This window comes from Sorangium sp. So ce296 (genome assembly GCF_051529605.1).
Classification (GTDB): Bacteria; Myxococcota_A; Polyangia; order Polyangiales; family Polyangiaceae; genus Sorangium; species Sorangium cellulosum_D.
Map to the genome: position 1 here is coordinate 5,519,054 of NZ_CP150325.1, position 21,976 is coordinate 5,541,029.

At 71.3% G+C, this 21,976-nt stretch carries 14 protein-coding genes and 1 pseudogene; 4 read left to right on the forward strand and 11 right to left on the reverse strand.

Features of this window, described 5'->3' with window-relative positions:
* Window positions 1-1,073: 1,073 nt before the first annotated feature.
* Together WME98_RS20485 and WME98_RS20490 are read left to right on the forward strand one after the other, a co-directional pair.
* Window positions 1,074-2,267, forward strand: a complete 1,194-nt coding sequence (locus tag WME98_RS20485; protein ID WP_437952802.1) for a cytochrome P450 — start codon at window positions 1,074-1,076, stop codon at window positions 2,265-2,267.
* 74 nt (window positions 2,268-2,341) lie between these two features.
* A complete protein-coding gene (locus WME98_RS20490; RefSeq protein WP_437952803.1) occupies window positions 2,342-3,331 on the forward strand; it encodes a terpene synthase family protein in 990 nt (329 codons plus the stop codon).
* A gap of 45 nt (window positions 3,332-3,376) precedes the next feature.
* On the opposite strand, the gene WME98_RS20495 is transcribed toward WME98_RS20490, so the two are convergent.
* The 3 genes from WME98_RS20495 to ggt all read right to left on the reverse strand — a co-directional run bounded on the left by WME98_RS20495 (window position 3,377) and on the right by ggt (window position 11,414).
* A complete protein-coding gene (locus WME98_RS20495; RefSeq protein ID WP_437952804.1) occupies window positions 3,377-8,338 on the reverse strand; it encodes an AAA family ATPase in 4,962 nt (1,653 codons plus the stop codon).
* Window positions 8,339-9,071: 733 nt separating this feature from the next.
* A complete protein-coding gene (locus tag WME98_RS20500; RefSeq protein ID WP_437952805.1) occupies window positions 9,072-9,572 on the reverse strand; it encodes an SRPBCC family protein in 501 nt (166 codons plus the stop codon).
* A 6-nt stretch (window positions 9,573-9,578) separates the two neighbouring features.
* Complete coding sequence (gene ggt / locus WME98_RS20505; RefSeq protein WP_437952806.1) at window positions 9,579-11,414, reverse strand: gamma-glutamyltransferase; 1,836 nt, start codon at window positions 11,412-11,414, stop codon at window positions 9,579-9,581.
* A gap of 450 nt (window positions 11,415-11,864) precedes the next feature.
* Here ggt and WME98_RS20510 point away from each other — a divergent pair, with 450 nt between their 5' ends.
* The gene (locus tag WME98_RS20510; RefSeq protein ID WP_437952807.1) at window positions 11,865-14,456 is read left to right on the forward strand and encodes a protein kinase domain-containing protein; all 2,592 of its coding nucleotides are present in this window, start codon (window positions 11,865-11,867) and stop codon (window positions 14,454-14,456) included.
* 206 nt (window positions 14,457-14,662) lie between these two features.
* On the opposite strand, the gene WME98_RS20515 is transcribed toward WME98_RS20510, so the two are convergent.
* The 8 genes and pseudogenes from WME98_RS20515 to WME98_RS20550 all read right to left on the reverse strand — a co-directional run.
* Window positions 14,663-15,049: a GxxExxY protein gene (locus tag WME98_RS20515; protein ID WP_437952808.1), complete on the reverse strand. Its 387-nt coding sequence runs from the start codon at window positions 15,047-15,049 to the stop codon at window positions 14,663-14,665.
* Window positions 15,050-15,209: 160 nt separating this feature from the next.
* On the reverse strand, window positions 15,210-16,325 hold the full coding sequence (locus WME98_RS20520; RefSeq protein ID WP_437952809.1) for a hypothetical protein: 1,116 nt from the start codon (window positions 16,323-16,325) through the stop codon (window positions 15,210-15,212).
* A gap of 41 nt (window positions 16,326-16,366) precedes the next feature.
* On the reverse strand, window positions 16,367-17,146 hold the full coding sequence (locus WME98_RS20525) for a helix-hairpin-helix domain-containing protein (RefSeq protein ID WP_437952810.1): 780 nt from the start codon (window positions 17,144-17,146) through the stop codon (window positions 16,367-16,369).
* 172 nt (window positions 17,147-17,318) lie between these two features.
* Window positions 17,319-17,837 carry a hypothetical protein gene (locus tag WME98_RS20530; RefSeq protein ID WP_437952811.1) on the reverse strand — a complete coding sequence of 173 codons (519 nt, stop codon included), beginning with the start codon at window positions 17,835-17,837 and terminating at the stop codon, window positions 17,319-17,321.
* Window positions 17,838-17,944: 107 nt separating this feature from the next.
* Complete coding sequence (locus WME98_RS20535; protein ID WP_437952812.1) at window positions 17,945-18,106, reverse strand: hypothetical protein; 162 nt, start codon at window positions 18,104-18,106, stop codon at window positions 17,945-17,947.
* Between the two features lie 58 nt (window positions 18,107-18,164).
* A complete protein-coding gene (locus tag WME98_RS20540) occupies window positions 18,165-18,680 on the reverse strand; it encodes an RNA polymerase sigma factor (RefSeq protein WP_437952813.1) in 516 nt (171 codons plus the stop codon).
* A 197-nt stretch (window positions 18,681-18,877) separates the two neighbouring features.
* A complete protein-coding gene (locus tag WME98_RS20545; protein ID WP_437954182.1) occupies window positions 18,878-19,258 on the reverse strand; it encodes a hypothetical protein in 381 nt (126 codons plus the stop codon).
* A gap of 574 nt (window positions 19,259-19,832) precedes the next feature.
* A pseudogene (locus tag WME98_RS20550) lies at window positions 19,833-20,357 on the reverse strand (RNA polymerase sigma factor); the annotation flags it as partial.
* 313 nt (window positions 20,358-20,670) lie between these two features.
* Between WME98_RS20550 and WME98_RS20555 the strand changes: the two are divergent.
* Complete coding sequence (locus WME98_RS20555; RefSeq protein ID WP_437952814.1) at window positions 20,671-21,909, forward strand: hypothetical protein; 1,239 nt, start codon at window positions 20,671-20,673, stop codon at window positions 21,907-21,909.
* Window positions 21,910-21,976: the final 67 nt, after the last annotated feature.

The window sequence follows — 21,976 nt, forward strand, 5'->3', positions numbered from 1 at the left end:
GGAGCGAGGCGTTCATCTTGCATAGCGGGCGAGCTCGACGTCGTGCAGTGCTGTCTCGCTGCAATCCGCGTCACATCGAAAGTGAATTACTTCGCCGCCAGCATCTCTGGAAGGGGCCACGGGCGTTCGATCCAACGCACGCCTCGGGCTCTGTCGTCGACGAGGCGCGCTCCATGGAGCGCGCGCCGAGGCGGTGTGCCCGGGCCGCGCGTCATGCATTCAGAGATGAAACGCGCGGTGAGCGAGGCTTTCATTGCTGCACAGTCGCTCCCGAGAGCTCATGCGGATCATCCGGTCGCCACTGGCCAGGGGTCGCAATGCTTGTCCACCGGACGGCCACTGCAGTGTCGTCCAGGTGCAGTAGGTCTCGCCGGCGCCGCCTCCATGAGGACAAGCGCGCGTCGGGCGCGCAGAAATGTATTTTTATTTACGCTGCCTTGCTGCCGCCGTCGGCCACCGCGTCTGCAGACTCGGTATGCCCGACGCTTCGAACGCGTGACTGAACCCACGCCCGAACGCGCGAACCAACGCGCGAACGTCATCGTGAGGAATTCTCCTACAAAGAATACAGTTGCGCATTTGTCCGCATCGTATATACCACGCTGTCATCAGATGGAGGAGCACCGACGACTCATCGGACGTCCGCAGCAATGAAGAGAGCTTAACGGTTCTCTCGTTGGCTCTGGTCTCATGATGCACCGGGAGATGCCCTCGCTGCAGTCCAGGCGATCGTGAGTCGCGCGCTCGCATCATCGCGAGCGCGACGACGACCGAGGAACGCGGCCACGCCGCGCGGGAGCCGAGCCCATGGCTCGCGCCGCGCGGCGGCCGCGAAGCGCCTTGCAGGCGAGCGATGCGCCCAGGTGGCCACGCACCAGAGTATTGCGGGGTTGCGTCCCGAGTCGTCCGACGGGTGCTCTCTCCAGCGCTAGGCAAGCTGTTCTCGGAGCAGCGCCGACCAACGCCATAGCGCCGCCCAGAACAACATCTGAGGCACCACCCCACTGCACGTTGGTGGACGTGCGCCGTCATGGCGTTGCGGCCGTGTCCTCCCCACGTCACAGGAGAGCCCAATGACTCGACTGAACTTGTTTGCCCCCGATGTGCGAGAGAACCCATACCCCTTCTATGCGGCGCTGCGGCGAGGGTCGCCGGTGTGCCAGGTCGAGCCGAACGGGATGTGGGTCGTCACGCGGTACGACGACGTCGTCGCGGCGCTGAAGGATACGCAGGTGTTCTCGTCGGCGGGGCTGCGCGTCGCCTCCGAGCCGCCTCACCTGCAGCGCCACAACCCCCTGTCCGACTCGCTGATCCTCGCAGACCCGCCGCGGCACAGCCAGCTGCGCAACCTCATCGGCCGCGCGTTCACCGCCGCCACGGTCGGCTCGCTGGAAGCCGACATGCGCTCGACGGCGGCGCGGCTCGCCGACGAGATGTCGCAGCGCCGCGTGGTCGACTTCGTGTCTGATTTCGCACATCCGGCGCAGGCGAACGTCCTCGTCCAGCTGCTCGGCCTCGACCCGGCGCGACAGGGGAGCTTCCAGCGCTGGACGACGGACATCCTCGGCGTCGCGGCGATCGCGCCGGACGACGAGCGGCGGCTCTCCGAGGTGCGCAGGACCATCGACGAGATGGAGACGTGCATGAGAGAGCTGCTGGAGAGCCGCCGTCGCCAGCCGGGGAGCGATCTGGTGAGCGGCCTGCTCCGGTCGCGGGTGAACGACTGCGCGCTGACCGACGAGGACCTGATGGGCTTTCTCTTCCTGCTCTTCGTCGCAGGGCTGGAGACGGCCGTCACGTTGATGACCCACATGGCGTTGATCCTCGCCCGGCGCCCGGTCTGGATGGATCGCTTGCGGGCGGAGCCCGGGCTCAGCGCGCACTTCATCGAGGAGGTGCTGCGGTTCGAGCCTCCCGTGCACGCGACGATGCGGCTCACCCTCGCCGAGGCGGAGCTCTCGGGCGTCCGGGTGCCCGCCCACGCCGTGGTGGCGCTGCTCGTGGGCTCGGCGCTGCGCGACGAGGCGAAGTTCCAGGACCCCGATCTCTTCGATCCGGCGCGCCGCGCGCCGGCGAGCCTGGCGTTCGGCCACGGCGCTCATGCCTGTATCGGGGCCATGCTGGCCCGGGCGCAAGCCCGCGTCGTGCTCGATGAGCTCCTGCGCCGCTACCGGCGCGTCGAGCTCCGCGCCGAGCGCCTCGACTGGAACGTCTCCCTCAACACCCGCTGTCCGCTCGCGCTCCCCGTCGAGGTCATCCCCGCCTGACGACATCGCCGCCCGCGCGCGGCTCACCACCCATGAAAGCAGAAGAAGATTCACGGTTTGCGTTGGAGTGTAGGATGTCGTCCGGTCGAACCAGCGTCGTGGTCAGCAAGAACGAAGCGGACCACTTCGAGTATCCGTTCTCTGCGTCGTGTCACCCCATGGTCGACGCCGCCGAGCGCCGCACGCTGCAGTGGGTGCGCCGGCTGCGGCTGGCGCCCGACGAGCGGGCGCTCTGGCGCATCAAGGCGGCGAGCGTCGCTCACCTGGCGGGGTGGGTGTTCCCCTCCGCGAACGTGCAGGTCTTGCAGGTCGCGTCCGATTTCACGGCCGTGCTGTTCCTGCTGGACGACGCTTACGACGAGGGCTCGCTCAGCGCGGACCCTCAAGGCGTCGCGAGGCTGAACGAGAAATACCTGGGCGAGCTCTTCGGCTATGTGCAGCCGGACATGGACGACCCGCTGACGCGCGGGTTGCTCGATATCCGCGACAGGATCAGGGAAGGTAACCCCCACTTCTTCCTGAACCGATGGCTCTCGCATTTCCAGTACTACTACGAGGCCAACCTGTGGGAGGCGAACAACCGCAGGCGCGGGAGGGTTCCACGCCTCGAGGAGTACGTCATGATGAGGCGCTACAGCGGGGCGGTCTACCCCTACTGTGATCTGATGGAGCTGCTGCTCGATCAGCCGCTGCCCCTGGAGGTCGTCCAGCACCCGCTGCTCCGGAGCGTCCGCGAGATCTGCAACGATATCCTGTGCTGGACGAACGACTACTTCTCGCTCGAGAAGGAGCTGCGGTCGGGCGAGGTGCACAACCTGATCGTCGTGCTGCGAGACAGCGACGGCGTCACGCTGGAGGAGGCCACCGCGCGCCTCAGGCGCATGCACGACCAGCGGGTCTCGGACTACCAGGACGTGAAGGACAAGGTGCTCTCGCTGTGGCCGACGGACGGGATCCGCCAGTACCTGGACGCGACCGACGCGATGATCGCGGGCCATCAGCGCTGGGCGATCGCCGCGCTCCGCTACGCCGAGGTGCCCGGGGTCGCCGCGCACGCCGGCTGAGCGCTCGCTGTACGCGTGCAGCTAGGCGTGCAGTTATGCGTGCATTTACGCGTGCAACCTCGCGGCCGTGCGCCTCATGGCGTACGCGATGCCCGCCTTGAGGTTGGCCCGCGTCTCTATCGAGCCGAGATCCACGCCCAGCGCGACGAGGCTCTGCGCGACGGCGGGACGGAGCCCCGTCAGGATGGCCCGGCTCCCGAGCAGGCCCACGGCGTGGGCCAGGCTCATCAGCCTGCTCGCCACGCTCGTGTCCACGCTCTTGACGCCGGTGACGTCGACGATCACGACCTTCGCAGCGCTGGCCGCGACGCCCTGCATCGCGGTCTCGATCATCTGCGCAGCCCGCTTGTCGTCGATGGTCCCGATGATGGGCATCACCATGATGTCGTCGGTGATCGGGATGAACGGGGTCGACAGCTCGAGCAGCCGATCTCGCTGGCTCCGGATGATCTCCTCCTGCATCTGGACGCGCTCCTCCTGCAGGCGGACGCGCTCGGCGAGCTCCACCTGCAGCCTGTCGTTGACGGCGCGGAGCTGCTCGTTGGACCTCCGGAGCTCCTCGGTGCGCGCGGAGACCTCCCTCTCGAGCCCCTCGTACATCTTCGCGTTCTCGATGGAGATCGCGATCTGCGACGAGAGGATGCCCAGGAGCTCGAGGCGATCCTTCGTGAAGACGCCGGTCGAGAGGTTGTTCTCGAGGTAGAGCACGCCGATCAGCCGACCTTGACGCATGACGGGAGAGCAGAGCAGCGACTTCGGGCGCTTCTCCTGGATGTAAGGATCGGCCGAGAACCGGGTCTCCTCGGCCGCGTTGTCCAGGAGGACGCTCGTCTGCGTGCGCTGCACGTAGCTGATGAGCGAGCGCGGGGCTCTGCCGAACGAGTCGACGGGGACGCTCCTCAGCACGTGCGCTTGCTTCGGCTGGGTGGTCCCCTCCACCTCGACGAAGAGGCCCTCGCCGCGCGCGAGGGCCAGCGCGCCGGACTGCGCGCCGACGTTCTCGAGCACGATCGTCATGAGGCTCTCCAGCAGCTTCTCCAGGACGATCTCGCTGGCGACGGCCTGCGACGCCCTGACGACGCTGAGCAGGTCCAGGGTCGCGCCGTCGTGGCTGGTCACCGCCACCGAGGAGGGCGGCTCGGGCGTCCCCTCGAGCATGAGGTGCGGAAACGCGGACACGAGGCTATGGCACTTCGCGTTCGCCCCCCAGAGCGCGTACCCTCGGTAAGCCAGCGTCATGTAGTGGTGAGCGATCTCGTGCCGGCCGATGGATCGGTAGAACGCCGACGCCAGCTCGCACGAGAGCGCCTCGTGCTGGATGTATCCATGCTTCCGGGCGCCCTCGATCGCGCGGTCGTACAGGGCCATGGCCTCCACCACCTCCTGCTTCACGCGCGCGAGCTCTGCGCTCACGAGGTCGTGCCTGTGGCGGTTGTTCGCCGGGGCGGCGCTCGCCCAGGCCTCGAGCCGCCGCTGGTTCTCCTCGACCCTGGCGAGCGCGGCGCCCTGCTCGCCCTCCGCCGCGCGGCCCAGCGCGGCGAGGATCGAGAGCGAGTAGTAGAAGTTGTGCTCGACGACGATGGCCATGCCGCCGACCGCGTCCTGGTACTCCTCGGCGGCGCGGAGGCAGTCGTACGCCTGCGCCGCGTGGCCGAAGGTGTACAGCTGCATCGCCTTCGCCACGTGAAACGAGAAGATCGAGGTCCTGCTCTGCCCGAGGCGCGGCATCATCGTGGTCTCGTCGAAGCTCTCCCCGACGAGCCGCAGCCTCTCCGCGGACGGATCCTGCAGGCCCTTCACGAGCTGTCGCCAGATGCTGGCGTAATAAAGCGAGTACTGGTTGTTCAGCTTCAGGGAGAGATCGACGGAGTGCTTCAGCCGCCGCTCGGTCTCGGCGAGCTCGTCGCCCACGAGGAACGAGTGCAGCGAGTGGTGAATCGAGCCGTGCAGCGCGTACTCGATGTCGCCCGTGTCCAGGCCGACCTGCACGGCGTGCTGCAGCGGATCGATCGTCTCCCGGAGGTGCCGTTTCCAGTGGTAGATGAGCACGTGCACGGTGGCGTGGATCTTGGATTCCAGATCGACCGCGCCGAACCGACGGGTGAGATCGATGGCCAGACCGCCGAGGGCGAAGGCCCGGTCGGTCTCGTTCATGAAGCACTGGACGACGCCGTAGATCAGATAAGCGAACGCGGCGAGCGGCGAGTTGCCGTGCCGTATGCAGATGTCCACCATCGTGAACGCGAACTGCGGGACCAGGGCCGGCTGCGCGAGGTACACGGCGGGGGTCGCCGTGCACATGATGCGGATCGCCGCCCGCATGCGCTCGTTCGTCATCGAGGGGAGCTTCGCCAGGCTGGCCGTGTCGACGTCCGGCGGCGGCGCGCTGCGCAGCGGGACCTCGAGCAGGGCGAGCACGCTCAGCGCCAGCTCGATGGCCTCGTTCATCCGGTTCTGCGATAGACAGAACTGGATGCGCAGCTCGTAGATCCGGATCTTCTCCAGCACGTCCCTGGCGTGGTCCACGGCGACCTTCGCGCACGCCTCCGCGCGCTCGAAGTCGATCGCCAGGTACTCCAGCTCGACCAGATCCGTGTAGACGGCGAGCGCCAGATCGTGGTTCGCCTCCCACGCGTCCTCCGGCAGGAAGTCCGCCGCCGCGCGGAGGCACTGCACCCCGGGGCCGTACGCGGTGGAGCGCCTCGCCTTCTGGCCGGCCCTCAGGTTGAGCAGCGCCGCCTCGTACCGCTCCCGCCGGTCCACGATCAGCTCTGCCCCCATGTTGAGGTGCATCACGATGTCGTAGATCCGCTCCTCGATCGACTCGATCGGGGTCTCGCTGATGAGGAGCCGCCCGAGCTCCAGGTGCGTCCTCTCCTGCTCGATCTCCGTGAGCAGCTTGTAGGCCGCCTGCTGCACGCGGTCGTGCAGGAACTTGAACGTGACCGGGCCCTCCTCGTCGTCGTCGAGGAAGCGCGCGATCTTGTAGTCGCCGTCGACGGGCACGACGAGCCCCGCGTCCAGCGCGTCCCAGAGATCCTCGTCGGTGGCGCGCACGTCCTTGTGGTGGAGGAGGGCGAGGATCCTCAGATCGAACTGGTTGCCGATGCACGCGGCGAGCTTCAGGACCCGCTGCGTCGACGCGCGGAGCCCCTGGATCCGCCGGACCATGAGATCGACGACGTTGGCCGCGACGTCCATCCGCTCGATGTCGGCGATGTTCCACGTCCAGGCTCCCGTCTCAGAGCTGAAGCGCAGGTGACCGTCGCGACAGACGCTCTCGAGGCACTGGATGGTGAAGAACGGGTTGCCGTGCGTCTTCGCGAAGATGATGTCCGAGAGCGGACGGCACTCCTCGGGAGGCGCGTCGAGCGTGTCGGACACGAGCTGATTCACGTGCTCGGGCGCGAGCGGCTTCAGCGTGATCGTGCGCACGCGCGCCCCGCTGCGCGGCAGCGCGCTCAGCATCACCCGGAGCGGGTGCGCCTCGTCCACGTCGTTGTCCCGGTACGAGCCGAGCAGGAGCAGGTGGCGGATGTCGGCGTCCTCCAGGAGGACGCTGATGAGGTTGAGCGAGCCCGTGTCGGCCCACTGGAGATCGTCGAGGAACAGCACGAGCGCCCGCGTCTTCAGCGCGATCGCGCCGATGAAGCTCCGGAACGTCAGGTTGAACCGGTTCCGCGTCTCCATCGCGCCGAGGGCCGGGACGGGCGGCTGCTCGCCGAGGATGAGCTCGATCTCCGGGATCACCTCGGCGATGACGCGGCCGTTCGGGGCCACCGCCGCGAGGATCCGCGCCTTCCAGTCGGCGAGCTCCTCCTTGCTCTCGGTGAGGATCTGCCGGACGATCTCCCGCAGCGCGGCGATGACGGCGGCGTACGGGACGTTGCGCGTGAACTGGTCGAACTTGCCGGCGGCGAAATAACCCCCCTGCTTCGCGATCGGCTTGTGGATCTCGCTCACCACCGCCGACTTGCCGACGCCGGAGTAGCCGGCGACGAGGACGAGCTCCGACGGGCCCCCCGCGCCGCTGATGCTCGTGAACGCCGAGAGGAGCGCGCCCACCTCCTCCTCCCGGCCGTAGAGCCGCTGCGATATCTGGAGCCTCGTGGGCTTGTCCTTCCTCCCCGGCACGAAGTCCAGCGCTGGCGCGCCGTGCTCCAGCATGTCGAGGCAGGCCTTGAGATCCGCCTTGAGGCCGAAGATGCTCTGATACCGCTCCTCCGCCGTCTTCGACAGGAGCTTCATGATGACCCTGGAGAGCGCCTCCGGGATCTCCGGCCGGAGGAGGTGCGGCGCGACGGGCGTCTGCGCGATGTGATGGTGCACGAGCTCCAGCGGATCCGTCGTCTCGAAGGGGAGCCGCCGCGTCGTGAGCTCGTAGAGCGTGACGCCGAGCGAGTAATAGTCCGAGCGGAAGTCGATCGAGCGGTTCATCCGGCCCGTCTGCTCGGGCGAGATGTACTGGAGCGTGCCCTCGCCGGCCGACCAGGGGTCGTACACCGCCGCGCGCTCCCCCGGCAGGAGCGAGGCGATGGAGAAGTCCGTGAGCTTCGACGTGCTCACGTCGCTGTCGACGATGATGTTGCTGGGCTTGATGTCCTTGTGGATGATGTTCCGCTCGTGGATGGCGCCGAGCGTGTCCGCGAGCTGCAGCGCTATCCGGACCGACTGCACGAGCCCGATGCCCCGGCCATTGCCCCTCTCGCCGATGCCCTCGTCGATGATCGCGCGAAGCGAGCGGCCCGCGAAGTACTCCATGATGAGCGCGGCGTAATCGAGGCGGACCTCGAGGTCGTAGACCTTGACGACGCCATCGAGGTCGAGGTTCCGCGTGATCTCGTACTGGCGCTTCAGGATCGCGACGTTGCGGGTGCCATTGACGCCCTTGCGCGCGACCTTGATGACGCACATCTTGCCCGTGCTCTTCTTCCGGCCGAGGTAGACGCTGCTGCGAGCTCCGTCGTGCAGCGTGTCGAGCAGCTCGTGATTCAGTAGTTCCACCATGACTGCTACCCCCTGGAATGATAAGGCTATCGATCCGGCGCGGCGTTCGGTCTGTGTCGAGGAGGCCCCGGAAAGACGGCAGTCCTCAGGGGCGCGGAGATCGGCTGCGTCGCTGGAAGCGCGCGCGAACCGCGCGAACCGTGCGAACCGTGCGAACCGTAGGAAGAACGGACGTGCTCGGCGGGGCGCATCACCGTAAGCAATCGAAACGAGCGGCTTGTGTCAAGGTCGAACCGCCGCTTCTCCACCGCACGGATCGTGCGCTCTCACGCGGGGCTCCGCGGTCGAGACGCCGCGCGTCACGGCTCCGGCGCGCGAGCCCGTTGGCGCGCCGGAGCGAATGCGACGCCGGCTTCTCGTCGCTGTGCGAGCGCTCACGGCCCCCGCGGCGCAGGCGCGCTCGACGGCGTGTACATCACGTGATGACGGCTTCGCCCCGCGAGAGCCACGATGCTTTGGCCCCGCGCGCAGGAAACGCCATGGAACACCAGGATGGACGGAATCCCTTAGGGGAGCTCCTGATATTCGCGGCGAGTCCGCATGTCGACAGGTCATTGCGTTGGAGCGCAATCGGCTCGTTCGCAATCGGGCGAGGCGCGGCGTGATCCACGCGCGGTCACGGCGGCGACGCCGCGGGCGTGGGCCAGGGGCAGGGAAGGGGGCTGAGCTCGTGGTGGGAAAGGTGGGTGTCGCGTGAGCTCATGTGGGGAGCGCAGGACGACCGAGGGCCCGCTCAGGCGTTGCACCCGCCGGGCCCGCGTGGCTCCGGCAGCGCGATCTCGCCGCGGGAGAGCGCCTCGAAGCGCGCCAGGATGACCTGCCAGCCCTCGTCGTGGCGGGCGCGCATCGGCGCCGCGCGCTCGCCGGCCCGGTCCCAGCCGCGATGCACGACGTCGACCCGCGTCTGCGCCGCCACGAGCTCGACGAACTGCACCTCGACCTCCTGCGCCGCGGCGGGCGCGCGGCCCGGGTGCCACGTGAACGCGAGCCGCCACGGCGCGTCCCAGGCGACGACCGTCCCCCAGAGCGCCTCGGTGCCGTCCCGCGCCCGCTCGAAGACGCGGCCGCCGACCGACGGCTCGATGTGGCACGACGCCGCCGCGCCGCGCCCCACCGAGTGCGTGGCGAGCGGCCACCAGTCGGCGATCCGCCGGACGAACAGGTCGAAGGCGTCCGCCTGCGAGAGCGGCACGATCAGCGAGCGCCGGATCGGCGGGACGACGTCGGCCGACATCGCCGGCTACTTCCCCGCCGCCGCCTCGGAGCCCGGCCGCCGCGGCTCCCGCGCGCCCGCGAACGCCGCGCCCTCGCGGCCGATCGCGGGCGCGTCGGCGATGTGCCCGCGCTCGTCGAAGGCGTGGCCCATCGCGCCGAGCGCGCTCCGCAGCTCGTCGGGGAAGCCGCCCTTCTCGATGAACAGCTTGTCGGGGTAGTCCTGCTGGTGGAAGCGCGGCGCGTTGACCGCGGTGGTCACGTCGAAGCCGAAATCGACCACGTTCGAGAGGATCTGGAAGACCGCCGTGAGGATCGTGGGGCCGCCGGCGGCGCCGAGCACGAGCTCCACGCGCCCGTCCTTCCCCGTCACGATCGTCGGCGACATCGACGAGAGCATGCGCTTGCCGGGCGCGACGGCGTTGGCCTCCCCCTGCACGAGGCCGAACTGGTTCGCGGTGCCGGGCACGGTGGCGAAGTCGTCCATCTCGTTGTTCAGCACGAAGCCCGCGCCGGTCACCGTCACCCCCGAGCCGTACCAGCCGTTCAGCGTCGTGGTCAGCGCGACGGCGTTGCCCTGCGCGTCGACCACCGAGAAGTGCGTCGTGTGCGGGCCGCGGCCGCCCGAGTCCTTGACGCCCGCGCCGCGGGTCAGCTCGTCGGTCGGGGTCGCGCGGTCCGGCGCGATCGTGGCGCGCTGCTTCTCGGCCCACGCGACCGAGAGCAGCTCCTCCACCGGGTTCTTCACGAAGTCGGGATCGCCGAGGATCTCGTTGCGCGCGAGGAAGACGCGGCGCATCGCCTCGGCGACCACGTGCACGTGCGACGGCGAGTGCCAGCCGAGCTTGGCGACGTCGAGCCCATCGAGCTGGTGCGCGATCATCGCCAGGGCGAGGCCGCCCGACGAGGGGAGCGGCATGGAGGCGACGCGGCGCCCGCGGTACTCGAACACGATCGGGTCGCGCCACTTCGCCTTGTAGCCCTTGAGGTCCGCGGCCGACATGATGCCCTTGCCGCGCCGCATCTCGGCGACGACGAGCTCGGCGGTCTTGCCCTCGTAGAAGCCCGCGGGCCCCTTCGCGGCGATGCGCTCGAGCGTCGCCGCGAGCTCGGGCGACTTCCAGGTCGCGCCGACCTGGATGGGCGCGCCGCCCGGCAGGAACAGCGCGGCCGAGGCCGGGAAGCGCGCGAGCTTGCTCGAGGCCGACTTGACCGTGGTCGCGAAGTTCTCGTCGACCGGGAAGCCCTCCTTCGCGAGCCGGATCGCCGGCGCGATGAGCTCGGCCCAGGTCTTCTTCTTGGAGCCGAGCTTGTCGTACGCCTCCCAGAGCCCGGCGACGCTGCCGGGCACGCCGGCCGCGAGGTGGCCGACGCGGGAGCTCTCGGTGGGCTTGCCGTCCTTGCCCTTGTACATGTCGTGGGTCGCCCTGGCCGGCGCGGTCTCGCGGAAGTCGAGCGCGTGCTCCTTGTCGCCGACGCGCGCGACGAGGAACCCGCCGCCGCCGAGGTTGCCCGCCGTCGGGTGCACCACGGCGAGCGCGAACGCCGTCGCGACCGCCGCGTCGACGGCGTTGCCGCCCGAGGAGAGGACGTCGGCGCCCACCTTCGTGGCGAGCGCGGCGTCGCTGGAGACCATCGAGGGCCCCCGCACCGGCGGCGCGCCCTCGGGGTAAGGCCACCCGGCGGGGAACCGCGACACCGGCGCGGGCGGGGGGGCCGGCGCGGCCGGCGCGGGCGCCGAGGCGGCGGCGCTGGGCGGCGGGGGCGGGGGCGGCGCGGGCGGCGGCGGCGGGACGGCGGCCTCGCAGCCGGCGAGGGCGAGGAGGACGACGGCGAGCAGCCGGTGAGAGGCGCGGAGCTTCATCGCGGCGGCTTATAACCCAGGCCCAGCGCCGCTCGAAGGCCGGAGGCGCAGCCGCGCGAGCGCGACCGCGCGCCGCCGGTTCTCCACACGCCGCGCGCCGCCCGCGCGCGGGCGCGGGTTCTCCACACCTCGCGTGCGGGCGCGGCGCGGGTGGATCGCGCGGCGTCTCCATCCGCGCCGCGCGCGGCGCCCGGGGTGCGCGCGTCCCGCGGGTCTCCGCGCCGCGCCGGCGCGCGCGGCGGAGCGTGCGCCGTAATCCGTCACAGCTGTTCGGGTTTCTGCTGATCAGCTGTACCGCTCTCCCGCGAGCGGGAGAGCGACGCGCCGTACAGGGCGCGTGGAGCAGGGCGTCTTACCGAGGCGCCCGGAGACGCCTCTAGGCGCCGCGAATCGATCCGTGTTGGTCGTTGGCTTGGGGGCTTCGCCGCGCTTGGGTATGATCGGCCTCGGATGTTTCCGACGGAGCCCGCTCCCGAGACGATTGGGGCCTACAAGATCCTCCGGCGCCTGGCCGGTTCTGGGCCCACCAGCGTCTATCTCGGGCGGCTGGACGGCCCGCTCGGGTTTCGCCGCGTCTGCGTGCTGAAGCTCGTCCCGAATACGGCCGAGGGCGATCCGCGCTTCGCCGACGAGCTCGCCCGCGAGGCGTCGATCTGCGCGTCGATGAACCACCCGGCCATCGTGCGGATGTTCGACTTCTTCGAGCACGCCGGCCGGCTCGTGCTCGTGCTCGAGCACGTCGAGGGCGTGAACCTCAATCGGCTGCTCCAGCACCTCGCGGCGCGGCAGCACAAGCTCGCCGACGCGGCGGTCTACTACCTGGTCCACTGCATCGCCGGCGCGCTCGCGCACGCGCACGGGCTGACCGACGAGCACGGCAGCCCCGCGCCGGTGATTCACCGGAACCTCCACCCGGAGAACATCGTGATCGGGTGGGACGGGCAGGTGCGCCTGACCGGCTTCGGCATCGGCAAGATCCTCGGGCGCACGCCGGACACCATCGCGGGCGTGGTGAAGGGAGCGCCGGGCTACATGGCGCCCGAGCAGGTGCGCGCCGAGCGGGTCACGGTCAAGGCCGATATCTACGGCGTGGGGCTCCTGCTCTGGTCGCTGCTCTCGGGGCGGCGGCCGCCCGCCGACGGCACCAAGCCGGCTGGGATCGCGTCGATCCGCCCCGAGATCCCGCGCCCGGTCGTGGCGCTGCTCGACACGGCCCTGGCGCTGTCGCCGGACGATCGGAAGACCACCACCCAGGAGATCGAGCAGACGCTCGCGAAGGTGGCCCGCCCGGAGAAGGGGAAGGCGGAGCTCGTGACGCGCGTGCAATCCGCGCACGCGACGATCGAGATCGAGGACGCGGATCCCGAGGAGGACCGGCGGCCGACGATCCCGGTGAAGGGCAAGGGCGGGCAGACGGCGCGGCCCGCGGCGGACGCGGCGAAGCGGCTCGCGAAGGATCTCTTCGCGAAGGATCAGGCCGCGAGGGAGGGCGGGGCCGCGCGGCTCCGGCCCGGCGGCGCGCGGGCGGGGACGACGCCGCCCGCGCCGGCGCCGTCCGAGGCGCTGGCGGCGGCCGCGCGCCCGGACGGCAAGCTGCCGGCGCGCGCGCCTGGGCCCGAGCCGATCACGATCCCGGTGCCGGCGGCGCCGGCAACTCAAGCGCCGCCGACGCCGGTCGCGGCGGCGCTGCCGGCCGCGGTCGGGGTGAAGGGCGCCGACGGGCGGAAGCCGGCGCTGCCGGATCGCGAGACGTTCGGCCGGCTGTACGAGGCGTCGAAGCGCGCGGCGGAGCGCGACGCGGCGGCGGCCGAGGAGGTGCTGGCGGGGGGCGGGCCGGCGACGCTGCCCGAGCTGGAGCCGGTGTTCGAGGAGGACGACGCGACGATCCCGGGCACGGGCGCGCCGTCGGTCCGCTTCGGGACGTCGATCTCGGCGATCCCGGAGGCGATCCGCTTCGGTCCGCCGCCGGCGCTCCCGGCGGATCTCACGCCGGCGTTCTTTGCGCCGCCGCCGCCGAAGCCGCCGTCCAACTCGCCGGTGACGCCGTCGGGGGTGACGGTGCCCATGGGCACGGCGGGCCTGACGCCGCCCGGGGTGACGGTGCCCGTGGACCGCACGGCGGGCGGGACGCCGCCCGGGGGGGTGCCGTACCCGAGCGCGGCGGGCCCGCGCGGCCCCTCGGCGGAGTCGTCGCCGCCGGGCGGGCCGCGGCGCCAGCGTTCGCCCACGCTGGGCTGGCAGGCGCCGCGCTCGCTGTCGCCGGTCGGGACGATCGCGGTTTCGGCGATCACGGCGACGGTGGTGGCGGCGATGTGGATCTACGTCGCGCGCCGGGAGCGGCCCGTGCCGGACGCCGCGGCGCCGGTCGAGCAGGCGGCGACGGCCGCCGAGCCCGTCGTCACGGCCACGGCGGCGCCGGCGCCGCCGCCGAGCGCTGCGACCTCGGCGAAGCGGGCGCCGGGCGCGAAGGCGCCTTCCGCGAAGGAGCTGGCGGCGCAAGAGGCCGCGGCGGCGAAGGAGGCGGCGAGGGAGGCCGCGGCGGCGAAGCAGGCGGCGGCGAAGGAGGCCGCGGCGGCGAAGGAGGCTGCGGCGAAAGAGGCGGCCGCGAAGGAGAAGGAGGCGAAGGAGGCCGCCGCGAAGGAGGCTGCCGCGAAGGAGGCGGCGGCGAAGGAGGCGGCGGCGAAGGAGGCCGCGGCGAAAGAGGCTGCGGCGAAGGAGGCTGCGGCGAAGGAGGCCGCGGCGAAGGAGGCCGCCGGCCAAGGGCGGGGGGTCAACCCCGCCACCCTGCCCAAGGGGCAGGGCGTGCTCACGGTGGGGTTCCCCGAGCCGGGGGGCGTCTACGTGACCGGCAAGTACGCGGGGGACGTCAACGAGCCGCTCGTCATCCGCTGCGGTCGTTTCTTCGTGCGGGTGGGGAAGCCCGGCAAGACGAAGTTCCCCGAGTGGCTCAGCGCGGGCGTGACGGCGCAGGTGCCGTGTCAGGGGGCCACGACCGTCGATATCAAGCCGACCGCCCCGCCGAAGCCGCGAAAGAAGCGGTAGCGCGGCGCCCGGGAGCGGCGCGGGGACGAGGAGGGGCCGAACCGTCAAGGCACCAAGGCGTCGGGTGCATCCGCTGGTTGGGTCGTCTACTCCAGCACCTTGGTCGTTGAACGGCGGCGGAGCCCGTCGGTCGCAGCGGCGAGCGGGAATTTAACGCAAAGGCGCAAAGGCGCAAAGACGCAAAAAGGCAAGAGAGAGGTAGGACGTCATTCCTGCAATCCGTTGACCACGCGATGGATACCCTGCCTCACTCTCACCTCGCCAAAGTTGATGACGATCGCGAGCTTGAGATTCGACAGCCGCAGGTACGTGAGAGCCTGCGCTTCGAATACTCCGTTGTACGCGACCGTTGCCTTGCACTCGACGATGACTCGCTCGCCTACGAGCAGATCGAGGCGCAAGTCGGACGCAAGGCGCTTGCCCTTGTACACGAGCGGCACCGCCTTCTGGCGCACCACGCTCAGCCCTCGCGACTCAAGCTCGAAGGCAAGCGCCTCTTCGTAGACGCCTTCGAGCAGCCCCGGACCTCCAAGGCCGCGATGCACCTCGATCGCCGCATCGACGACGATCTTGGCTATCTCATTCTCGTTCATCCCCCTCTCCGTCGTTTTGCGCCTTTGCGCCTTTGCGCCTTTGCGTTAAATTCTGCTGCTCTTCAGAACATGCGCTGTTCGTGCGGATGGCCGTCTCGGTCCGTTGGTGCCGAATCCGGATCTCAGGGCAGCGTGTCCTCATCAGAGTCCTGATGGTGTGTCAGCGCCCGAGCCGATCGAGCCTGTCCTCGGCCGCTTCGAGGCGGCTCGCGCCCTCGGCCGCCTTTTGCTGCGCCTCCGCCGCGCTTCGCTCTGCTTCGTCGGCGCGCTTCCTCGCGGCCCGCGCGGCCTCCTCGGCCTTCTCCGCGGCGCGGCTCATCCTGGCTGCCTCTTTCGTGAGGCGATCTGCCTCCTTGGCGGCCCGCGACGCCTCGCGGCTCGCCTGATCCCGTCCTCTCTCTGCCGCCGCGAGCTGCGCCTTCTGCTGGCGCTGCTCTGCCGCGAGTCGCTCCTTCCGCTCTCGCCTCTCGGCGGCGAGCTTCGCCTTTTGCTCTCGCTCGTCGGCCGCGCTCCGCGCCTTTTTCTCGCGCTCCTCGGCGGCGAGCTTCGCCTTTTGCTCGCGCGCCTTCGCGGCGCGCTGCTTCTCGCGCTCCTCTCCCGCCCTCTTCTGCCGCTCCGGCGGCTCCTTCTCCGCGCGCCCCCGGCGTCGCGCCTCTGCCTTCGCCCCCTTGCTCCCGCGGCCCGCCCCGGCTTCGGCGGGCCTCTCGGAGGGCCGCCCTCGCAGCAGCCCGAGCATGTCCGAGAGATCCCCCGGCTCGAGCTCTCCCGACAGCCGCCCTCGCGCGAGCAGCTCCAGATCCGACGGGCTCGCGGTGGGGGTCGCCAGCAGCGAATCCCGCAAGCGGTCCATCGGATTGCCCTTCTCCCGATAGCCCCCCTCCGCGAAGAGCGCCGGCGCCGCCCGCAGGAGCTCGTTCACGATCGCGCGGTGCTTCTGGCTCGCGTCCTTCAGCCCCTGCGCGCCGCCCGGCCCGAGCGCCCCCCGCTGGGCCTCGCGCAGCCGCTCGCCCGCGTCGAGCAGGGCCTCCATCCGCTGCGGATAGCGGCGCGCGAGCTGGTTCAAGGTCCAGGCCGCCGCGGTCGGCCGCCGCAGCGCCTTCACGCGATCCGACGCGCCCTTGTCCCCGGCTTGCCGCAGCCGCTTCGCGAGCTCGTCCCGGGCGCGCGTGAAGTCGGCGAGCGGCTTCTTGTAAAGGGCGTCGACCTCCTCCTCCTCGTCGACGATGCCACCCGGAGGAGGAGCACCGCCGCGCGTTCCCTTGGTTCGAGAGGCCATTCCCGCGCAAGCTCAGCCGAGCTCCCGCGAGCTTACTCCGCTCAGGCGGCCTCGGCCAGCGTCGACGGCACCTCCGGGAGCTCCCAGCCGCGCGTCCGGATCTCCTCGTTGATCCAGCGGATGTGGCGCCGCTCGTCCTGCCAGTTCGCCTCCACCATCCGCCGGACCTCGTCCAGCAGATCGCTCGCCAGCGCCGAGGCATAGGCGTCGTTCGTGAGCTCCTCGTTGCCGCGCATGGCGACGAGCGCCGTCCGCTCCTCGCGCGCCGACAGCTCGGTGTAACGGCGAATGCACTGGCCGCGCTCATCGGGCTGGTCCGGCAGCGAGGCGCCGAGCGCGTCCAGGAGCTCGCGCTCGTGCCGCTCGTGATCCGCCCGGAACCCCTCGAGCTGCTTCTTGATCTCCGGCGTCTTGCACACGCCGATCGCCACGCGGTACGCCTCGGCAGCCGCCCTGTCGAGCAGGATGAGCCCCATGATCTGCTCCAGGGCCGTCGCATCGCCGATCTCGCCGCCGCCCGACGAGCGCCGCTTCGTCGCCGAGCCCGGCTCCGCCTCGGCCGCCCCTCCGGCGCCGGCGCCCTTCCCCGAGGCCCCGGTCGCGCCGCCCAGCGAGCCGCTGCGCTGGAGCTTGCCGAGCATCACGCCGTCGATGCCGGGCACCTGGTGCAGATCCTCCCAGCTGCGGAAGGGGCCGCGCTCGCTCCGGTGCTCGATGATGAGGCGAGCCCGCTCGCCGTCGACACCCTCGATCGCGGTGAGCTCTTCTTCCGTTGCCGTGTTCAGATCGATGCGCGGTTCGCGCGATGCCTTCTTGGTCATGGTCGAGCCTCCCCGGGCCGTTTGTAGGGCCGACGGAAGCCCGCCGAAAGCTGGCATGGCTGTCAATCCGGCGCGGAGCTCGAGCGGCCGGCGCGCTGTGGGAGGAGATTGGTCTGCGCTGCGGGGTTGCGTCAGCGCTAGAGCGGAGCGTCACCCGCGAGGGCGACGGCGGTCACGCGCCGGGCGGCGGCTCGGGCGACTGGACCGGCTGCGGCGGCGGCTCGTCCCCGCCGCGCGCGCGGCGCGTCGCGAAGATCTTCGCGAGCGGGGCGGTCACGGTGCGGAGCGCGGGGTTCACCTCCGACGCGGCCTTGGCGACGCCGTAGGCGACGAGCGAGGGGCTCCACGCCTCCGCCGACCAGGCGAGGCGGCTGTCGGCGAGCCGTTGCCAGAGCTCCTCGACGCGCTCGAAGAGCGGCCTGATCACGTCGAGGTTGTTCAGGTCCTCGAGGACCGCGTCGGAAGAGAAGCCGGCCGCGGTGGCCACCGCCGTATGCTCGGTCATCGCGCGGCAGAGCGACCGCGTCGCCTGCTCGAAGCCCTCTCGCGCCCGCGGCATGGCGGCGCGTTCAGCCTCGTTCAGCACGACGAGATAAGGAGCGAGGAGCGCGAAGGCTTCGTCGATCTTCTTGCGGGCCTTGGCGGTGGCGAGCTCGAGCTCTGCCGTGTCGATGCGGGTCGGAGTAGGCACGGGGATAAACCTCCTGATGCGATGGATGTGGAGCGGTGAAAAAAACAACCAATGTGGCGGAACGCCGCCGTATCGATGTCCCGAGGAGCGCATCGCCGGAGCGCCTGTCAAGGGGAGCACATCGACGAATCGACGTGGATCATCGAAAAACCGATGTAGATCATCGAAAAATCGAGGTGCGGCAGCAGAAAACCGACGTGAGGGATCGAGAGGGCGATGGGGGACAGCAAAAAACCGACGTGCGCCATCGGAGGACCGATGCGCGCCATCGGCGGCGCGAGGTGGGGGTCGGGAGAGCGAGGCGCACCTCGCCGCATCGCCCGGCGCTCAGGGATTGGCTATCTCGGCTCGCTCTCGCGCGAGCTCCACGAACGCTGCGAGCGCGCGGGCGTGATGCTTGTAGGCCGTCGAGAGAGGGAGCCCGCGTCGCCTGGCGATCTCCGCCATGGGGATCTCCTCCACGTGGCGATCGAGGAGCAGCGCTCGATGCTCGGGCGCGAGCGCGTCGATCCACGAGCGCACCAGCCGGCGCTGCTGTTCGCGCCCGATCAGCTCCTCGGCGCAGGGCCGCTCGGCCGCGACCGCGAGGTCCGGCGCTTCTTCGAGGAGCACCTCGCGCCGGTGACGCTGGCGCTCATGGTAATGGGCGGCGACGTGGACGGCGATGCGGTTCATCCAGCGCGCCGGCGCGGCGCGCCCCGGGTCGTACCGCGAGAGGCTCGTGAAGGCCGAGAGGAGGATCTCCTGCGCGAGATCCGGCCGATCGTCGCGCGGGACCCCGAGCCGCCTCAGCCAGCCGAGCACGGCGCGAACGCTCTCCTCCCGGAACAGGCGTCCCGGCATCTGCACCTCCGCGGCCGGCTTCGCCGCCGCCGGGGGAGGCCGGCAGGCGAGGGGCGCCGTGTCCGCCCCGTTCGTTCGTGACGCTGCATTCACGGAGGAGGAATCCGGGCGCTGCCTGCGATGCGTGGCGAAATCGACCGGCCCCAACGATCTTCCGGGCGCGTGGCGCCGAGGGGTCGGGTCGACTCGTCAGAGGTTCACGGCGGCTGTAGCGCGGCGTCGAGCGAGGGCAGGAACAAGCTGTCCGGGAATGCGGTACGGAAGCGCTCGGCCCGAGCGGCGGCCTCGTCGCGGCGTCCAGCAACGACCAGGACGCGAACGGCCAGGGCCTCGCGCTGCTCGGTGCTCGATCCGCGCGGGTATCTCCGCGCGTGCCGCTCCAGGAGATCGAGCGCCTCCAACGCTCGCCCGGCCCCGAGCGCGGCATCGGCCCGCCCGAGCAGGCCGATGTCCGCGCCGCCGCCCTGGGTGGCGGCTCCCTGCGCGGCGCGGGGCGCGGCCCTCTGTGCGGCGCTGCGCGCAGCACGTCCTGATGCCGGAACGGCGGTGGCCGGCGTCGGAACGGCGGTCGCCGGCACGGCTGCGGCTGGCGCGGCAGGCGGGCCTCCGGGCGGGGTCGCGCCGGCGATCGCGGGCGGGAGCCCGGCGATCTCGTCGCGCCGGATCTCGATCGCCGCCGGGGGCGGATCCGGACAGCGCATGGATCGCTCCGGCGCTGGCGGCCCCGCCGCTCAGGAACAGCGCGGCTCCCGCGGCGGCGAGCTTCGCGCGCGAGATCGTCACGGCCGCTGTGGCCAGCTGCGGCCGCGCGATCATGGCCACGAGCGCCGCGCCGCCCGGGGAGCGTGGGTGCGGCACGCGCAGCGGATCGCGCCACGCACCGCGAGCGCCGCCGCCGGCGGCAAGAGACGCCTGAAGCCGGGCCCAGAGCGGAGCCGCGAGCGCCTCGGCGGCCGCATCGAGCCCGCGGGCGCCCCCATCGAGCAACAGCGGCGCGGGCGAGAGGACGCCTGGCACCAGGGTGAGGCGCAAGCCGCGCACCCCGAGCGCGTGGCGGTCGCGGGCGTCGAGCCGCCTCGCGGCCGCCTCGAACTCGTCGCGGGCACGCCGCAGCCGGTCCCACGCGGTGTTCTGGGAGATGTGGAACGCCTGCGCGATATCGCGCATCGACACGCCATCGAGATCGTGCAGGATGAAGATGGGACGCCGGCGTTTCTCGATGTGCTGAATGAGCCGGCGGACCAGCCGTCCCGTCTCCGCCTGCGCGTGCAGCTGCTCCACGTCGAGCCCGGGATCCGCGACGTCCACGGCCTGGTCGTCCTCGGAGAGCAGCTCTCGAGCGTTCCTGGCGAGCTGCCGATGCCGCAGCGCGACCCGGGAGGCGATCGCCGAGAGCCACGCATTCAGGGAGCCGCCGGGCTGGTAGTCTGGAAGGCGCCGGTGGACGACGAGGAAGACCTCGTGGGCGACGTCCTCAAGGTCGCGTGACTCCACCCCCAGCCGCCAGAGCAGCCGGAGCACGTAAGCGTGCGAGGAGCGATAGACCTCCTCGAACGACGGCCGCACGGGCTCGGCCTCCGGAGCAGGAGGGGGCGGCGCAGGAACGGCCCCGGGGGGCGCTGGGACGGCGGGGGGCGGGGTCGGCGGGGGCGTGGAGCGGGAGCGCGGGTCGCTCATCACTACAAATTCCGGCGACGGGGCGCGCTTCGTGGCGAAATCGTACGCCGGGGGGAAGAAAAGTGGCGCGGGGGTCGGAAGCGCGCTCGGCGGCGCGCCTCGCTGCCTCGTTCAGGGAGGATCGCACCCCATCGCGGATGCGTGGTGTTGACCCCATCGCGGATGCGTGGTGTCGACCGAGCGCGAGCCACGGGCGCACCGCCTCTTCCCGGCGCGTTCGGGGCGTGGTCCTCTCGCCGCCGGAGCGGCGGCCGCGCTGGGCCGGTGTGCAGGCTCCGTGGCCGGTGAGGGCTCGATGTGGCGAGGTGCTTCGATGGAACGGCGTGCTGTGCGAGCGAACGTGCTGATGGGGAGCCTGGCGGCGGCGCTGATCGCCGCCGGCGTGGGGGCCGGCGGCTGCACCCAGCGCCTCATCGTCATCTGCGACGACCCGAACACGCCCGAGCAAGAGCTGTGCAGCACCGTCATCGACAGGTACCGGGCGGAGCGCTGCGAGGAGGCCGGCCCCGGCGCGGAGGGCTGCGAGGATGCGGGCGCGCCCGGCGAGCCCGACCCGCAGGAACAGCCTGGCACGCCGGAGGATCCGGAGGGTGAGGAGGGCGGCGCCGACGCGAGCACCTGCTCCGGACAGTGCGTGCCCGGCAGGCCGCTCGGGTGGTTCGAGCCGCTGCTGCTCTGGTTCGGGTCGCCGGGCGATGCGCCGCCGGAGTGCCCGCCCCAGGCGTCGGTCTTCGGCTACGAGGGCCACGGGGATCTCGTGGTCGAGCCGCACCGGTGCGCGGCGTGCGCGTGCGATCCGCCGGACGCCGCGTGCGAGCTGCCCGAGGCGTGGGCCGCCTACGACACGCGGGCGTGCGGCGCCACCGCCGGCGCGGAGCGGACGTCCTTCGCGGCGCCCGAGGGCTGGGACGGCGCGTGCACCGCGGCGGGCGCGATCCCGGCCGGGGAGGCCTGCGGAGGTGGGCCATGCGCGCAGTCGCTCGAGATCCAGGCGCCGCGCGTGGTGCCGGGGGCCTGCGCTCCGCGGCGCGCCGAGCCGCCGCCGGCGCCGCCCGCCGTCCGCTGGGGGACGTACGCCAGGGCGTGCGTCGGCGTGGCGATCGGGCGGTGCGCGGATCCCGGGGAGGTGTGCGCCCCGGCGCCGCCGGCGGGCAATGCTGCGCCGCCGGTCGGCTTCTCGACGTGCATCATCCATCACAACGTCGTCGAGGAGTGCCCGTCGTTCTCGCCCTACTCCGAGCGCCACGTCTTCTACCAGGGCGCGGACGACACGCGCGCCTGCACGGAGTGCTCGTGCGGCGAGCCGGCCGGCGGGGCGTGCAGCATCCTCGCCTCGGCCTACAGCGACAGCCGGTGCTCGCAGGTCGTGGTCAGCGCGCGGGTGTCGTCCGAGGCGACCTTCTGCGGCGCGGTCCCGCGCGGGGTGGCGCTCGGGAGCAAGTCGGCCAGCGTCGTCGACATCGCGCCGGGGACGTGCGCGCCGGGCGGCGGGGAGCCGACGGGAGGCATCGCCCCGCGCGAGGCGATGACGTTCTGCTGCCTCCCGGAGTAGCCGCGAGCCGCGGTGCGGAGGAGCGGGCTCGTCGGCGGATGATTTGCGGATGCGGGGGCGGTCCGTT